Genomic DNA, 13,860 nt, shown 5'->3' with positions numbered 1-13,860 from the left:
GCCGGAGGGGGCGCCTCCCAGCGGGGAGGCGCCCCCTCCGGCGTTCACAGCCGCTCGGAGTTCGTGACCTTCCAGCCGCCGCCCGAGCGCTGGAGCACCAGCCTCTGGAAGATGACCGGGTCCTCGTCGGTGCAGCCGGCCTCGCATTGGCCGAGCATGACCAGCGCAAGGAGCCGGTCCTCCGGCCCGGCCGGGCGCAGGGCGATATCGACCGCCGACCCGGACGCGACGGACGGGTGCCGCGCCACCGTCTCCATCGCCCCCCGGGCCTGCGCGCCGGGCCAGGCCGAACCCGACGTGTCGAGCCTGGGCGAGCCCGCCTTCAGCGAGTACAGGCTGTCGAGCAGCCACCCGTTCCCCTGCTTGACCAGCGTCGCGCGCATCGGGTCCTGGAGGCGGCTGGGATCCGCGTCCTCCGCGCGGACCGTCCGCCTGACGTACGACAGGACCGTCACCTTGCCCGGGGACGCGGCCACCACGGCGGAATCGGCGACGTCCGCCGTGACCGAGCCCTTCTTGTCCTTCAGCTCCTCGCGGTACTCGCGGGTCGCCAGCTGCCGGTCGTAGTCGGCGCCGTACCTGGGCGTGGACACCCGGTGCGCCGCCGCCACGTTCTCGTCGAGCGACGCGTGGTCGAAGCTCAGCACCGCCTCGATCGCCCGCGCCGCCGGCTCCACCGCCTCCACGGCCGCGGCCGGCGGCGCGGCGGCAGCCGCGCTCGCCCGTGCGGGATCGTCCGAGCCGTCCGACAGCAGCGCCCACGCCGTCCCGCCGACGGCGAGCGCGAGCAGCGGCGCCAGCACGGCGGCGGCGACTCCCAGGACCCGCCGCCGGCGCCGCGGCGGCACGGTCAGCGGCTGCGGGGCGGGGCCCGTGCCCGAGTCCGTTCCGGCTAGGCGGCCCGGCCTCCCGACGGTGGGCGGCGCCGGCGGCGTCCTGGCGAAGTCGGCGCCGGTCGTGAGCGTCCCATCGTCGCCCCGCTCCGCCCGGACCTCGCCGCCGAGCAGGTTCAGCAGGACCTGCTGCGCCTCCGGGCGCATCGCCGGGTCCTTGGCCAGGCACGACGCGACGGCCCCCCGCAGCGACTCCGGCAGCGCCGACATGTCGGGCTCGTAGTGCAGGATCCGCTGGAACACCGCGGAGATCGTGTCGTTGCCGAACGGATGCCGCCCCGTCGCCGCGAACACCATCGTCGCCGCCCACGTGAACATGTCCACGCCCGTGCCGAGCTCCCCGTCGGCGACCTGCTCGGGCGCCATGTACGACGGCGTGCCCACGACACCGCTGGCCTTCGCCGACGACGAGCCGATGACCCGCGCGATGCCGAAGTCGATGACCCGCGGCCCGTCCGGTCCCATCAGCACGTTGGACGGCTTGAAGTCGCGGTGCAGGATCCCGGCCCGGTGGATGGCGGCCAGCGCCGTCACCGTCCCGATCGCCAGCCGGTCGAGATCGGTCCCCGTCCGGGGGCCCTGCTCGTTCACGAGCCCGCTCAGCGACGGTCCCGGCACGTACTCGCTGACGACGTAGGGAAGGTCGCCGGAGACGTCGGCGTCGACGACCTGCGCGGTGCAGAAGCCCGCGACCCGCCCGATCATCCCGAGCTCGCGCTCGAACCGCGCCCGCCACTCCGGGTCACGGCTGAGCCGGTCGCGCAGCAGCTTCACCGCCGCCTGCGCGCCGTCGTCACGGCGTCCCAGATAGACGACGCTCTGGCCGCCCTCCCCCAGCCGTCCGACCAGCTCGTACCGCCCGAGCCGAGCCGGGTCGTCCGGCAGCAAGGGGCCAACGCCCGCCATGGGAGCTCCTCCGTCGCACAAGAACCCGCAACGGAAGCAGTACCCGTCCGGGCCCTGGATGGTCACCATCCACGCTCAAGACGTTAGACGTCCGTGATCGGCCGTGCGTTCTGAGTCATCTGTCCCGAAGGTCAGGCCTTTTCGAGGAAGTCGGCGCGGTCGTCGTCCAGGAGGGACGCGAGGACGGTGGCCAGGCCGGGGTGGTCCGCCAGGCCGGGGTCGGATTCGACCAGGGCCGTGGCCTCCTCGCGGGCGTCGCGGATGACGTCCTCGTCGCGGTGGAGGGTGAGCAGGCGGAGGCTCGACGTGCGGCCGGCCTGCGCCGCGCCCAGCACGTCGCCCTCACGGCGCTGCTCCAGGTCGAGGCGGGACAGCCGGAAGCCGTCCGTGGTGGACGCTACCGCGTCGAGCCGCTCGCGCGACTTGCTTCCGGGTTCGGCGTCGGTGACCAGGAGGCACAGTCCCTGCAGCGAGCCGCGCCCGACGCGGCCGCGCAGCTGGTGGAGCTGGGAGACGCCGAACCGGTCCGCGTCCATGATCACCATGACGGTGGCGTTGGGGACGTCCACACCGACCTCGATGACGGTGGTGGCGAGCAGGACGTCCAGGTCCCGGTCGGTGAAGCGGCGCATCACCGCTTCCTTCTCGTCCGGGTGCAGCTTGCCGTGCAGGACGCCGATGCGCAGGCCGTCAAGCAGCTCCTCCAGCTTCGGCAGCACCTCCATGATCCCCAGCGGGGACCGGCGGCCCGACTCGTCGCCCGTGTCCATGGCGTCGCCCTCGTCGCCCTCCTTCTCCCCGATGCGCGGGCAGACGATGTAGACCTGGCGGCCCTTGGAGGCCTCCTCCTTGATGCGCTCCCAGGTCCGGGCGAAGAACGCGGGCTTCTCCGGCGGCACCACATGGGTCTGGATCTCCGACCTGCCCGCCGGCAACTGCCCGAGGACGGAGGTCTCCAGATCGCCGAAGACCGTCATCGCCACCGTGCGCGGGATCGGTGTCGCCGTCATGACCAGGACGTGCGGACGGCCGCCGCCGCTCTTCTCGCGCAGTGCGTCCCGCTGCTCGACCCCGAAGCGGTGCTGCTCGTCCACGACGACGAGGCCGAGGTCGGCGAACTGGACGCTCTCCTGGAGGAGCGCGTGGGTGCCGACGATGATCCCGGCGGCGCCGGACGCCGCGTCCAGCAGGGCCTCCTTGCGCGCCTTCGCGCCCTGCGAGCCGGTGAGCAGCGCGACCCGCGTGGCGTTCTCGGCGCCGCCGATCTGGCCCGCCTGCGCCAGGTCGCCGAGCATGCCGGTGATCGACCGGTAATGCTGCTGGGCGAGCACTTCGGTCGGCGCGAGCAGCGCCGCCTGCCCGCCGCCGTCCACGACCTGCAGCATCCCCCGGAGCGCGACGACCGTGTTGTGAGTGGGCGTCCAGCCGTCCGTTACGTAAAGGCGGCTCGGATGCGCTACGGAAATGCACTGGACCTCCTTCCGGCCAACGCACTCAATGGCGCGAATACCCTTACGCCTGCGCTCATATTTGGCCCGCGGCTTGAAACTGTCGCTCTTTCGGGACAGCCGGAAAGGCGGGAACTCATTTGGGAGCGCAACGCTCGTCATCCAATACTGCTTCCCGACCTTCTGGACCGGTCGGCACCTGGCGTAGCCGCCGAGTGAACGGGTGAGCCATGCGACGGCCTCCGCCAGCTGGCTTGATGCAGAGACAAAACTGACGTCCCAGCCCTGCGCCCTCAGCGTTCCGTCCGTGTCCAGCAACCCTTGCAGCAGCGCATGCCGATTCTTGATCGGGGCTGTCATGTAGGCGGGCGGCACGAACTTGTCACGGGCGCCCTTGCCATAAACCCCGAGTTCGCGGAGCGCGGCGATCAGCGGGTTCCCGGTCCCCCGCCGCACACCGAGGATCGACCAGTCGAGAGGACGGTCGAGCTTTCTGCGCAGCCGGCATCCGTCCGGCAGCAGTTCGGCCACCGACTCGACGATCTCCTGGTCCTGCGTCGAGATCTCGACGCGCCCGTATTTCATGAATCCGTCACCGAGAATTAGGCCCAGAAGGTAAGGATCTACCGGACGCTCTGACGGCGAATCGAGCTCCGGCGCCTGGACGAGCGGCACGTACCACTTGCTGCCCCCGGACTTCCGGAGTAGATCGGAGCGAAGTTGGCGTGTGGTCAGAACCTTGAGGTCTCTCCCCCGGTGCCAGCCCGTGTCGGTCTTCACCGCCCACAGATGCTCTTCATCGCATTCGACCGAAGTACCGTCAGAGAAGACGAGCTTGTAGACCTCACGCTCACCCTGCGGAAACACACCCGTCACCACGGTGATCTCACCGCCGGGTGTGATCACCTCGTCCCCCACCAGGAGATCTCCCATTCGCTGGAAGCCTCCCGGCGTCAGCACTTCCGCATCAAGCGGCTGGGCCTTGCCGGAGCCGACGTCGCCTTGGAGGAGGCGGTGCATGGGATGTTCGAGGGCCAGGTCGGCGGCTATCTCCTCGCCCACTTCGCGCTGGCCCTTGGTGAGCTCGAAGGGCAGGCGGGCGTCGAACTCCGCCTGGATACCGCCGAAGGCGGGGGGACGCGAAGTCGCGGGGAGCGCGGCGGCGGCGAGGCGGCGCTGGGCGAGGGCGACCTGGACGACGAACGCCTCGTCCCATTTGAGGCGGGCGCGGGCGCGGTTCAGCTCGTCCCAGGTCCGGGGCCGGTGGATGCCCTCGTACGCCTCGCTCAGGCCGGTCAGCCGCCGGCGGCCGAGCAGCGCCCCGGGCATCGGGTCGGCGGGGAGCGTCAGCTGGTCGAGGACGGTCCCGACCGACGTGCCGATCGTCTCGATGGGCAGCGCCTTGCTCGACGGGTAGATCGGGATGATCTCGTCGGCCCACTCCTGCGCGGCCTCCTCAGCGCCCTTCTCCGCGACGACCTTGTACTGCGGGTGGGTGAGCTGCCGGACCTCCTTGCCGCTGCGCGGCCGGTAGGTGCTGATCTTCCCGGCGAACAGTCCGCGGGTACCGGGCGACAGTTCCTTCTCCGGCCGGTAGGAGCCCTTGCGGCCGAAGAAGCTCAGCTTCAGCAGCCCGGTCCCGTCCGTGACGGTGATCTCCAGGACGTAGCCGGGGCTGCGGGTCAGGCTGCGGCCCTGGACCTTCACGACCTCCGCCATGACCGTGACGTGCTCGCCGTCCTGCAGGCCGCTCAGCTGGGTGAGCTCGCCGCGGTGAGCGTAGCGGCGCGGGTAGTGGTGCAGCAGGTCGCCGACCGTGTGCAGGTCGAGGCCCTTCTTCAGCGCGTTGGCCGTCTTGTCGCCGAGGACACCGCGCAACGGCTCGTCGAGGTTCGCCACGCAGTCTTTTCTAGCCCATGCCGGCGACGGGAATCACTGAACGTCTTTCATCCCCGGCCCTGCACCAGTGCCGGTGCCAGCGGCAGGCCGGATGAGGGACGTTCATTCAACGCCGATGAGCAGCGGATATCGCTCCTGGCCGCCGGCGTAGACGCCGACCTCCACATCGGGTCGCCCGACCCGCAGGTGCTCTTCGAGGGTTCCGGCGAGGGCGGGGGGCGCGTGGGCGCCCGCGATCAGCGTGACGAGTTCTCCGCCGCCGGCCAGCATCCGGTCCACGAGGTGCCGGGCGACCTCGGTGACGTCCGCGCCGATCGTGACGACGTCGCCCTCGATCAGGCCGAGGACGTCGCCGGGCCGGCAGAGGCCGACGCTCGTGACCGCCTCCTGCCCGGCGACCTCCAGGTGGCCGAAACGGGTGGCGCCGGCGGCGCGGGTCATCTCGATGACGTCCTCGCCGAAGCGGCGCAGCGGGTCGTGCACGGCGAGCGCCGCCATTCCCTGGACGGACGCCTTCGTCGGCACCACCTCGATCCGGGCGCCGCCGTCCCGCGCGCGCTCTGCGGCGGCCTCGGCGAGCGAGAGGACCTCGGGTTCGTTCGGCAGGACGGTCACCTCGTCGCCCGCCGCGAGGATCGCCTCCGCCAGTACCGCGAGCGGCGGCACCGCGCCCGGTTCCCGCCGGACGACCCGGGCGCCGCACTCCTCGAACAGCGCGGCCAGCCCGCCCGCGGCGGTGACGGCGATCACCGCGCGGCCGGTGTGCGGCGCGTGCGGACGCTCGCCGTCGCCTGCGTGCAGGCAGGTGACGCGGATCCGGTGCGGGCGTCCGGCGGCCATGCCCGCCTCGATCGCCGCCCCGGCGTCGTCCACATGGACGTGGACGTTCCACAGGCCGTCGCCGCCCACCACGACGAGCGAGTCTCCGAGGCCGTCGAGCGTCTCCCTGAGGGCGTGGACGGCGCAGTCCGCCGCGTCCAGCAGGTACATGACCTCGTAGCCGGGCCCGTGGTGGCCGGGCCCGTGGTGGCCGGGTCCGTGGTGGCCGGACCCGTGCGGTTCCGGATGCTCCTGCGCGGGCGCCGGTGTCGCGCCGGCGCGGGCGGGGATCTCGTAACGCTCCGGAAACTCCTCGGTGATCACGGCGGCGAGGACGTCGAGCACCACGCAGAGCCCGGCCGCGCCCGCGTCGACGACTCCGCTGCGGGCCAGCACGTCGAGCTGCCCGGTGGTGCGGCGCAGGGCCCGCCGGGCCCCGCCGGCGGCGGCGCGCACCGTTTCGGCGAGCCCGGTTCCGGACGGTCCGGACGCACAGGCCGCGGCGGCGTCCGCGAGGACGCTCAGGATCGTCCCCTCGACGGGATGCTCCACGGCGTCGTGGGCCAGGCCGGACGCGTGGTCCAGGGCCCTGGCGAGCGTCGCGCCGTCCGGCGGCGCCTCCAAGGGGCCGAGGACGTCCGCGAGCCCCCGGAACACCTGGCTGAGGATCACCCCGGAGTTGCCGCGCGCGCCGAGCAGCGCGCCCTGCGCCAGCGCCCGCCAGACCCGGGCCGTGTCCGCGGTGGCCGGCAGCTCGTCCAGCGCGTCGGCCGCGGCGATCACGGTCAGGTGCAGGTTGGTCCCGGTGTCCCCGTCCGGGACGGGGAACACGTTGAGCGCGTCGATCTCCACCCGGACCCGCCCCAGCGCCTCACCCGCGAACCTGCACCACCGCCGTACAGCCGCCCCGTCAAGGAGTTCGTCCACGGACCCGCCCTCTCTCGCCGTCCAGCACCTCTTCTGTACCGCGCGGCGGGCGGTTCCGGGAAGCCGGGCGGGCGGCGGCGTGATTCGCGTACGCGGTGGGCTGTCGGCTAGTCTGATCCGTGCGCCTCGTCCGGGGCGTTATCGGTGAGCACCCATCATGCCCGGCCCGCTCTTCGGCGGCATCGGGTGGCGCTCCTGTCAGAGCATCGACACCACTTGGAGTTTCCCGTGGCTTCCGTCTGCGACGTCTGCGGCAAGGGACCCGGTTTCGGCATGCGCGTCTCCCACTCGCACCGCCGCACCCCGCGCCGCTGGAACCCCAACATCCAGCGCGTGCGCGCCGTCGTGAACGGCAGCACCAAGCGGATCAACGCCTGCACGTCCTGCATCAAGGCCGGCAAGGTCGTCAAGCCCACGGTCTGAGTCCGGACCGGGCGGGGCTTCGGCCGGCTCATCGGTGTCGTCCGGTGAGCCGGCTTTCGTGTGTACGGGTGCGGGCGTGTCTCAGGTGCGGTGCCGCCAGGCGTGGTCGACGGGGCCGATGCCGGCGCCCAGCGGGAAGCCCGCGGCGATCGCGCCGGTCACGTACTCCTTCGCCTTCGCGACGGCCGCGGGGACGTCCTCGCCCAGCGCCAGATGGGACGCGATCGCCGACGCGAGCGTGCAGCCGGTGCCGTGGGTGTGCCGGTTGTCGTGCCTGGTCGCGCTGAAGCGGTGCTCGCGCTCGCCGTCGAACAGCAGGTCGGCGGGCTCGCCGGGCAGGTGCCCGCCCTTGATCAGGACCCACTGCGGGCCGAGTGCCTTGACGGCCTCGGCCGCCTCGCGCATGCCCGCCTCCTGCACCACCTTGACGCCGGTGAGCTGCTCCACCTCGTAGAGATTCGGTGTGACGACGGTCGCGGCCGGCAGCAGGGCCGAGCGGACCGCGTGGACGGCGTCGGGGGCGAGGAGCGGATCGCCGTGCTTGGAGACGCCCACGGGGTCGACGACGGCGGGCGCGCCGGAGCCGGCGAGGGCCTCGGCGACGGTCTCGACGAGGACCGTGGACGCGAGCATCCCCGTCTTGATCGCGTGGACGCCGATGTCGGCCAGCACGGAGTCGAGCTGGGCGCGCACCGCCTCGGGCGGCAGCTCCCAGTAGCCCTGGACGCCGAGGGAGTTCTGCGCGGTGACGGCGGCGATGACGCTCATCCCGTGGACGCCGAGGGCAAGCATGGTCTTCAGGTCCGCCTGGATTCCGGCGCCGCCGCCGGAGTCGGAGCCCGCGACGGTGAGCACGAGGGGCGGGGCCTGGGGTGTGGAGGGGGCGCGCGTCATGCCGTCCACTTTATGCTGGTCTGAGGGATCGGGCCGATTCCAGGGGACGGCGCCGTTCAGACGATGGCGCAGGGCCTGCTGTTCAGGACGCACGACGAGGGGCCGGCCGCGGTCCCCTGCGCGGCGAAGACGATCCGCACGGTCTGGCCGGGCGCGATCCCGGTGCGGCCGCGGACGAACGCGGTCTCGCCGGTCCGGACGACGGCGGCGCCGCTGACCGCGGTGACCGAGGCGGACGGGATCTTGAACGCGAGCGCCCACTTGCCGACCGGTTGCGACCCCTTGTTGGCGATCGTGGCGGTGGCCTTGAATCCGCCGGGACTCTTGGAGGCGACCCGGAACGCGACGACGAGGCCGTCGCCGCGGCCCTCGCGCTCGCCCGGACCGCGCTGGGAGACCTGGCTGTCACGCTGGTCGGTCTGCGTCCGCTGCGGTGCGCCGCCGGCGAAGTTGAGGGATATCTGCTGGGTGCTGAGCGCGTAGGAGACGATCCCGACGGCGATGACGAGCGCGAGGATCGGCATCAGGGGGACGGGGAGCGCGGAGAGGAACCCGAGCCGTTTGCGTCCACCGGAGCCGCCGGCGCGGGACTCGGTCGCCGCCCGGTCGGGAGGCCGGTCGGGAGCGGCGGCGAAGTAGGCGCCGGGAGCCCCTGGATAGTCACCGGGATAGTCGCCCGGGAGCGGTTCGAACACGCGGCGTCCGGGGGGACCGTGCTGGCGGTCCGCACCGGGCGGAGGGCCGGTGGGGACGCGGTCGTGCGGCGACACGTAGACCCGGTCGTCGGTCGGCCCCGAGAAGTCGTCGTACGGCCTGCCGGGCGGAGCCTCGTAGAACGGCCCCTGGGACGCACTGGCGCCCGGTAGGGGGTCTTCGTCCGGTTGCTCAACCCTGCTGTGTCGTCCCATCCCATCCCTCTTCGATCACAGGATGTATACCAAACCCCTACCAAACATGCCTACAGGATCCGTCAACGCTTACAGTCGTACGCGCTCCGTGCACGCCGCGTTCACGCCCGGAAGTGGTCCCATCCGCCGGTCGGCGGCTCACGCCCGTCCACGCGCACTCCCGTCCCCTCGGCGACGACCCCGATCCGTTTCCAGGATGGGGGCAGCACGGCGTCCGGAGGGAAAGTTCCGGCGAACGCGTGGTCTTCGCCGCCCGTGAGCGCGTAGACCGGCCCGGACGGCCCGAGGATCTCCGGCACGGGCACGGCCGAGGAGTCGATCTCGATCCCGACCCCGCCGGCGGCGGCGATGTGCCCGAGGTCCTGGACGAGGCCGTCGCTCACGTCCAGCAGCGCGGTGGCACCGCGGGAACGCGCCTCCTCCCCCGCCGCGTACGGGGGTTCTGGACGGCGGTAGGCCGCGATCAGTTCGGCGGGGCCGTCCCTGCCCTCGCTGAGAAGCGCCAGGCCGGCCGCGGCGTGGCCGAGCCGCCCCCGGACCGCCACGATGTCGCCGGGACGCGCCCCAGAGCGCGTGAGCGGTTCCGCGCCGCCGAGATCGCCGAGCGCGGTGACGGCGAGGGTGACCTCCGGGGCCGCGACGACGTCACCGCCGGCGACGGACGCGCCCGCCTCGCGGCATTCGTCGGCGAGCCCGTCGTAGAGGCGCTCGGCCCAGTCCACGGCGGTGGCGGGCGGGGCGGCGAACCCGACCAGCAGCGCCGTGGGACGGGCGCCCATGGCGACGACGTCGGCGAGGTTCTGCGCGGCGGCCTTGCGTCCGATGTCGTACGGGCCGCACCAGTCGCGGCGGAAGTGCCTGCCCTCCACGAGCAGGTCGGTGGTGGCGACGACGCGCCGGTCCGGGGCGGCGATCACGGCGGCGTCGTCACCCGGGCCGAGAAGGATGTCACGCCCCTGCGGCAGCCGCCGCGTCAACCGGGCGATCAACCCGAACTCGCCCGCTTCGCCGATGGTGCCCATTTCGCGCCGTTCCCGTGCCTTCTCCGCGTCTTCCCACGTGTCTCCCGGTGTCCTTCCCCGGGTCCCGGCAGGTCCCGGCGCCCTCATCGCGGCACGCGCTCCCCCCGCCGCCCGCGGCGGCCCGTAACACGATACGGTGAACCGTCCGACGGCCAATTCTCCGCCCGGGGAGGACGTGATGGTGCAGGCCTACATCCTCATCCAGACCGAAGTCGGCAAAGCGGCCGACGTGGCCAGTCACATCTCCGGCATATCCGGCGTCACTCTCGCGGAGGACGTCACGGGGCCGTACGACGTGATCGTCCGAGCGGAGGCACGCAATGTCGACGAGCTGGGCAAGCTCGTCGTCGCGCAGATCCAGGCGGTCGAGGGGATCACCCGCACACTCACGTGCCCGATTGTTCACATCTAAGCTTCTTCTCCCGGTTCTGGCGGGACTGGCGCTGGTGGCCACCGCCTGCGGCGACGGGGCCGTGCAGGTCCCCGTGCCGCAGCCGGACGCGGCCACGCAGCGCCTGTGCGAGGGGCTCCGGCTCCCCGAGAAGGTGCGCGGGCAGGAGCGCCGCGACACCTCCCCGGAGTCGTCGCTGACCGCCGCCTGGGGCTCGCCGGCCATCGCACTGCGCTGCGGCGTGCCGCGGCCCGCCGCGCTGCGGCCCACGTCGGAACTCGTGACGATCAACGGGATCGACTGGTTCGGATATCCCGCCGGCCGCCCGGTCACCTTCACCGCGGTCGCGCGGCAGGCCTACGTCGAGGTGACGGTCCCGCCCAAGTACAACCCGGCCGGGGACGCGCTGATCGAGCTCGGCCCGTCGATCAAGGCGACGATCCCGGAGAAGCCCGAGGGCCAGATCTGATCACCAGATCGGAACGGGGCTCTCCCCCCGCCTGTAGTAGCCGGGGATCGGCTCACCGGACGCGGCCCGGTCGAGGCGCCGCTTCATCCCCTCCGACAGCACCTCCGCCTTCATCATCTCGACGAACACCGACGTGACGTTGCCGAGGTCGAACCAGTCCCGCTGCCACGACCACTGCCGGTTCCCCGCGTACCGGAACCAGGACCCGCCGATGCCGAGCACCTCGTAGGGCGTCCCGTCCGGGCGCTTGGCGTCGGCGACCTGCTTCCAGAATCCGACGACCTCGCCCTTGCGCTCGTCGATCAGGATGCTCTGGTACGGGTACGTCCAGCCGTCCAGGCCGCCCATCTCCAGGCCGAGCGCGATCTCGCGGATCTCCTCGCGGCCGACGGCCATGAAGTCCTGCTTGGGGCCGATGTTCCAGCCGTAGGTGGCGTCCTCGGTGTAGAGGTCGGCGAGCGGGCGCCAGTCGCCCGCCTCCTCGCAGCGCCGGTTCTCCTCCAGCCAGTGCTCCACCATCGCGTCGAGTTCTTCACGGGGGAATGAGGGCATCACATCTCCAGCAGTTTGAGGGCCTGGGTGGGGCAGTAGCGGACGGCGGCCTGCACTTCGGCGCGCATGTCCTCGGGCGGCTCGTCGTCCAGAATCAGGACCTTGCCTTTGGGCGGGACCTCGAAGACGTCCGGCGCCTCCATCTCGCACATGGCGTGTCCCTGGCACAGGTCCAGGTCGGCCTCGACCCTCACCTGCGCCTCCTGCGGTAGCGGACGGCGCACGGCTGGGCGAGCTGGACGACCATCTTCGAGTGGTCGTTGCGGTAGGTCTCAAGCGGCTGGGCGGGCTCGAACTCCCAGTCCCGCAGCAGCACGGAGAAGATGGCCTTGAGCTGCATCATCGCGAAGTTCGCGCCGACGCAGCGGTGCCGTCCCGCGCCGAACGGCACCCACGTCCAGCGGTTGAGGACGTCCTCCTCGCGGGGCACGGCGTAGCGCTCGGGCCGGAACGCGTCCGGGTCGGGGAAGTCGCTCTCGATGCGGTTGGACACGGCGAGGCTGCAGCCGACCATCGTGCCCGCCGGGATACGGTGGCCGCACACCTCCTGGTCGGACTGCGCGACGCGCAGCAGCAGGATCAGCGGCGGATGCAGCCGCAGCGCCTCCTTGATCGCCGACTCCAGGTTCGGGATGGCCCGCAGCGCCTGGAACGACACCTCGCGGCCGTCGTCGTACAGCTCGTCCAGCTCGCCGACGACGCCGTCCAGCACGCCCGGGTTGCGCAGCAGCTCGATCAGCGTCCACGCGGCGGTGCCGGACGTGGTGTGGTGCCCGGCGAACATCATCGAGATGAACATGCCGGTGACCTGGTCGGCGTCGAACTTGTGCGTCCCGTCCTCGTCCTTGATGGACATGAGCACGTCGAGGAGGTCGCGATCCTCTCTCGGAGGCTTCGGGGGACGGCCGTCCATGATCCCCTGGACGAGTTCGACGAGCGCCGCCCGCGCCTTGTCGCGCCGCCGGAAGCTCTCGATGTCGGCGTACGGGTCGACGTAGGCGAGCGCGTCGGTGCCGCGTTCGAGGTCGTGGTACAGGTCGGCGAACCGGCGGTCGAGCTGCTCGCGGAACTTGCGCCCGATCAGGCACGCCGACGAGGTGTAGATGGTCAGCTCGGCGAAGAAGTCGAGCAGGTCGATCTCGCCCTCGTCGCCCCAGCCGGCGACCATCCGGTCGACCTCGGCGGAGATCGTCGCGGCGTGGCCCTTCATGAACGAGCCCTTGAGCGCCTGGTTGTGCAGGGCCTCGCGGCGCTGCTCGGGCGTGGCGTCGAAGACCACGCCCTCCCCGAAGATCGGCGTCATGAACGGGTACGCCTCGGCCTGGTCCAGTTCCTCGTCGGGGGAACGGAAGAAGAACTCGTTGGCCTCGGCGCCGGACAGCAGCACGACGCGCCGTCCCGCGATCTGGAACTCGCCGACGTCGCCGCACTCGTCCCGGACGCGCTGCATCAGGCCGATCGGGTCGGCGCGCAGCTCCTCCAGGTGGTCGGGCCCGCCCGACACCACGCGCGGCTCCACCAAAGCGGTCATGATTCCTCCAGGGGGGCTTCGGGCTGTACTTCGACGAGGCGGAGATGGGCGCCGCGCGGGGTCGCGACGACCGCGGCTACGGCGGCCGCGACATCGGACGGGCGCAGGAAGTACGGGTGGCGGGCGTGGCCCCACTTCACCCAGTCCTCCAGGACGGCGCCCGTCGTGTCGGCGTCCCAGGCCATGCCCATGCCGGTGGCGGTGGGTCCAGGCCGGACGATGGACGCCCGCACCCCCGTCCCCTCCAGCTCCATCTGCATGGTGCGGGCCATGCCCTCCACGCCGTTCTTCGCCGCCACGTAGGCGCCCGTCCAGGAGCGAGGGGCGGGCACGGTGTCGGACGAGACGAACACGATGTCGCCGCGCCGCCGCGCCACCATCGGCGGGACGAACTGCGACACGAGCCGGTGCGCGCCGACGAGGTGGACCTGCACCTGCGCGAGGAACTCGTCCGAGTCCAGTTCGTGGAGGCGCCCCGCGGTCAGGTCTCCGGCGCCGGAGACGACGATCTCGATCGGGCCGAGCGCGTCGGCGGCCGCGGCCGCGAACGCCTTGACGGAGTCGGAGTCGGAGACGTCCAGCGGGTGCGCGAGCGCCTCTCCCCCGCCGGCCCGGATCGTCGCGGCGAGTTCCTCGCACTTCTCCAGGCGCCGGGCACCGAGCGCGACCGGATGCCCGGCCGTCGCCAGCGCCGTCGCCGCGGCTTCTCCGATTCCGGACGACGCGCCCGCCACCACGACGGGGCGCCGCTCGGGATGTGGATCGAACCTGGGCATCG

General features: G+C 72.1%; 12 protein-coding genes and 2 pseudogenes. 3 read left to right on the top strand and 11 right to left on the bottom strand.

All coding sequences use genetic code 11. The features are described 5' to 3' along the window. Positions 1–44: 44 nt before the first annotated feature. The 4 genes and pseudogenes from E1285_RS19950 to E1285_RS19940 form a co-directional block, all read right to left on the bottom strand. Positions 45–1,799 (bottom strand): serine/threonine-protein kinase, encoded by a 1,755-nt coding sequence (locus E1285_RS19950; protein ID WP_132154219.1) that lies wholly within the window; start codon positions 1,797–1,799, stop codon positions 45–47. A gap of 131 nt (positions 1,800–1,930) precedes the next feature. Further along, positions 1,931–3,205: pseudogene (locus E1285_RS47425) on the bottom strand (ATP-dependent DNA helicase RecG); the annotation flags it as partial. Positions 3,206–4,804: 1,599 nt separating this feature from the next. After that, positions 4,805–5,146 (bottom strand): annotated as a pseudogene (locus E1285_RS47420) (ATP-dependent DNA helicase RecG); the annotation flags it as partial. Between the two features lie 102 nt (positions 5,147–5,248). Beyond that, complete coding sequence (locus E1285_RS19940; protein WP_132154215.1) at positions 5,249–6,892, bottom strand: DAK2 domain-containing protein; 1,644 nt, start codon at positions 6,890–6,892, stop codon at positions 5,249–5,251. A gap of 228 nt (positions 6,893–7,120) precedes the next feature. Between E1285_RS19940 and rpmB the strand changes: the two genes are divergently transcribed. Beyond that, entirely contained in the window at positions 7,121–7,315 is a 195-nt protein-coding gene (rpmB, locus tag E1285_RS19935; protein WP_030164391.1) for a 50S ribosomal protein L28, read from the top strand. A gap of 81 nt (positions 7,316–7,396) precedes the next feature. Here rpmB and thiD read toward each other — a convergent pair whose 3' ends face one another. The 3 genes from thiD to E1285_RS19920 form a co-directional block, all read right to left on the bottom strand. Then, on the bottom strand, positions 7,397–8,209 hold the full coding sequence (gene thiD, locus E1285_RS19930) for a bifunctional hydroxymethylpyrimidine kinase/phosphomethylpyrimidine kinase (RefSeq protein ID WP_132154213.1): 813 nt from the start codon (positions 8,207–8,209) through the stop codon (positions 7,397–7,399). A 56-nt stretch (positions 8,210–8,265) separates the two neighbouring features. After that, on the bottom strand, positions 8,266–9,117 hold the full coding sequence (locus tag E1285_RS19925) for a cellulose binding domain-containing protein (protein ID WP_132154211.1): 852 nt from the start codon (positions 9,115–9,117) through the stop codon (positions 8,266–8,268). Between the two features lie 101 nt (positions 9,118–9,218). Further along, on the bottom strand, positions 9,219–10,139 hold the full coding sequence (locus tag E1285_RS19920; RefSeq protein WP_132154209.1) for a thiamine-phosphate kinase: 921 nt from the start codon (positions 10,137–10,139) through the stop codon (positions 9,219–9,221). 178 nt (positions 10,140–10,317) lie between these two features. On the opposite strand from E1285_RS19920, the gene E1285_RS19915 reads away from it, so the two are divergent. Both E1285_RS19915 and E1285_RS19910 read left to right on the top strand, forming a co-directional pair. Further along, a complete protein-coding gene (locus E1285_RS19915) occupies positions 10,318–10,551 on the top strand; it encodes an Lrp/AsnC ligand binding domain-containing protein (protein WP_131950515.1) in 234 nt (77 codons plus the stop codon). Continuing rightward, positions 10,538–10,999, top strand: a complete 462-nt coding sequence (locus tag E1285_RS19910; RefSeq protein ID WP_243722921.1) for a DUF3515 domain-containing protein — start codon at positions 10,538–10,540, stop codon at positions 10,997–10,999. The genes E1285_RS19915 and E1285_RS19910 overlap by 14 nt, the downstream gene beginning before the upstream one ends. On the opposite strand, the gene E1285_RS19905 is transcribed toward E1285_RS19910, so the two are convergent. Genes E1285_RS19905 through E1285_RS19890 form a run of 4 tightly spaced genes read right to left on the bottom strand, consistent with a single transcriptional unit; the run spans position 11,000 to position 13,858 of the window. Continuing rightward, positions 11,000–11,551 carry a nuclear transport factor 2 family protein gene (locus E1285_RS19905; RefSeq protein WP_132154205.1) on the bottom strand — a complete coding sequence of 184 codons (552 nt, stop codon included), beginning with the start codon at positions 11,549–11,551 and terminating at the stop codon, positions 11,000–11,002. It lies immediately after the preceding gene. After that, complete coding sequence (locus E1285_RS19900; protein ID WP_132154203.1) at positions 11,551–11,745, bottom strand: ferredoxin; 195 nt, start codon at positions 11,743–11,745, stop codon at positions 11,551–11,553. Before E1285_RS19900 ends, E1285_RS19905 begins: the two co-directional genes overlap by 1 nt. Then, on the bottom strand, positions 11,742–13,082 hold the full coding sequence (locus E1285_RS19895; RefSeq protein WP_132154201.1) for a cytochrome P450: 1,341 nt from the start codon (positions 13,080–13,082) through the stop codon (positions 11,742–11,744). The genes E1285_RS19900 and E1285_RS19895 overlap by 4 nt, the downstream gene beginning before the upstream one ends. Next, positions 13,079–13,858 (bottom strand): SDR family oxidoreductase, encoded by a 780-nt coding sequence (locus tag E1285_RS19890; RefSeq protein WP_132154199.1) that lies wholly within the window; start codon positions 13,856–13,858, stop codon positions 13,079–13,081. Before E1285_RS19890 ends, E1285_RS19895 begins: the two co-directional genes overlap by 4 nt. Positions 13,859–13,860: the final 2 nt, after the last annotated feature.

It is taken from the genome of Actinomadura sp. 7K507 (assembly GCF_004348425.1).
In the GTDB taxonomy this organism is placed as follows: domain Bacteria; phylum Actinomycetota; class Actinomycetes; order Streptosporangiales; family Streptosporangiaceae; genus Spirillospora.
The sequence above is the reverse complement of the archived record's forward strand: the minus strand, read 5'-3'. Positions and strand labels throughout refer to the sequence as shown.

Coding starts and splice junctions, on each gene's coding strand:
- E1285_RS19950 (WP_132154219.1), bottom strand. CDS start 1,799: ATGGCGGGCGTTGGCCCCTTGCTGCCGGACGACCCGGCTCGGCTCGGG.
- thiD (WP_132154213.1), bottom strand. CDS start 8,209: ATGACGCGCGCCCCCTCCACACCCCAGGCCCCGCCCCTCGTGCTCACC.
- E1285_RS19925 (WP_132154211.1), bottom strand. CDS start 9,117: ATGGGACGACACAGCAGGGTTGAGCAACCGGACGAAGACCCCCTACCG.
- E1285_RS19920 (WP_132154209.1), bottom strand. CDS start 10,139: ATGGGCACCATCGGCGAAGCGGGCGAGTTCGGGTTGATCGCCCGGTTG.
- E1285_RS19915 (WP_131950515.1), top strand. CDS start 10,318: ATGGTGCAGGCCTACATCCTCATCCAGACCGAAGTCGGCAAAGCGGCC.
- E1285_RS19905 (WP_132154205.1), bottom strand. CDS start 11,551: ATGCCCTCATTCCCCCGTGAAGAACTCGACGCGATGGTGGAGCACTGG.
- E1285_RS19895 (WP_132154201.1), bottom strand. CDS start 13,082: ATGACCGCTTTGGTGGAGCCGCGCGTGGTGTCGGGCGGGCCCGACCAC.
- E1285_RS19890 (WP_132154199.1), bottom strand. CDS start 13,858: ATGCCCAGGTTCGATCCACATCCCGAGCGGCGCCCCGTCGTGGTGGCG.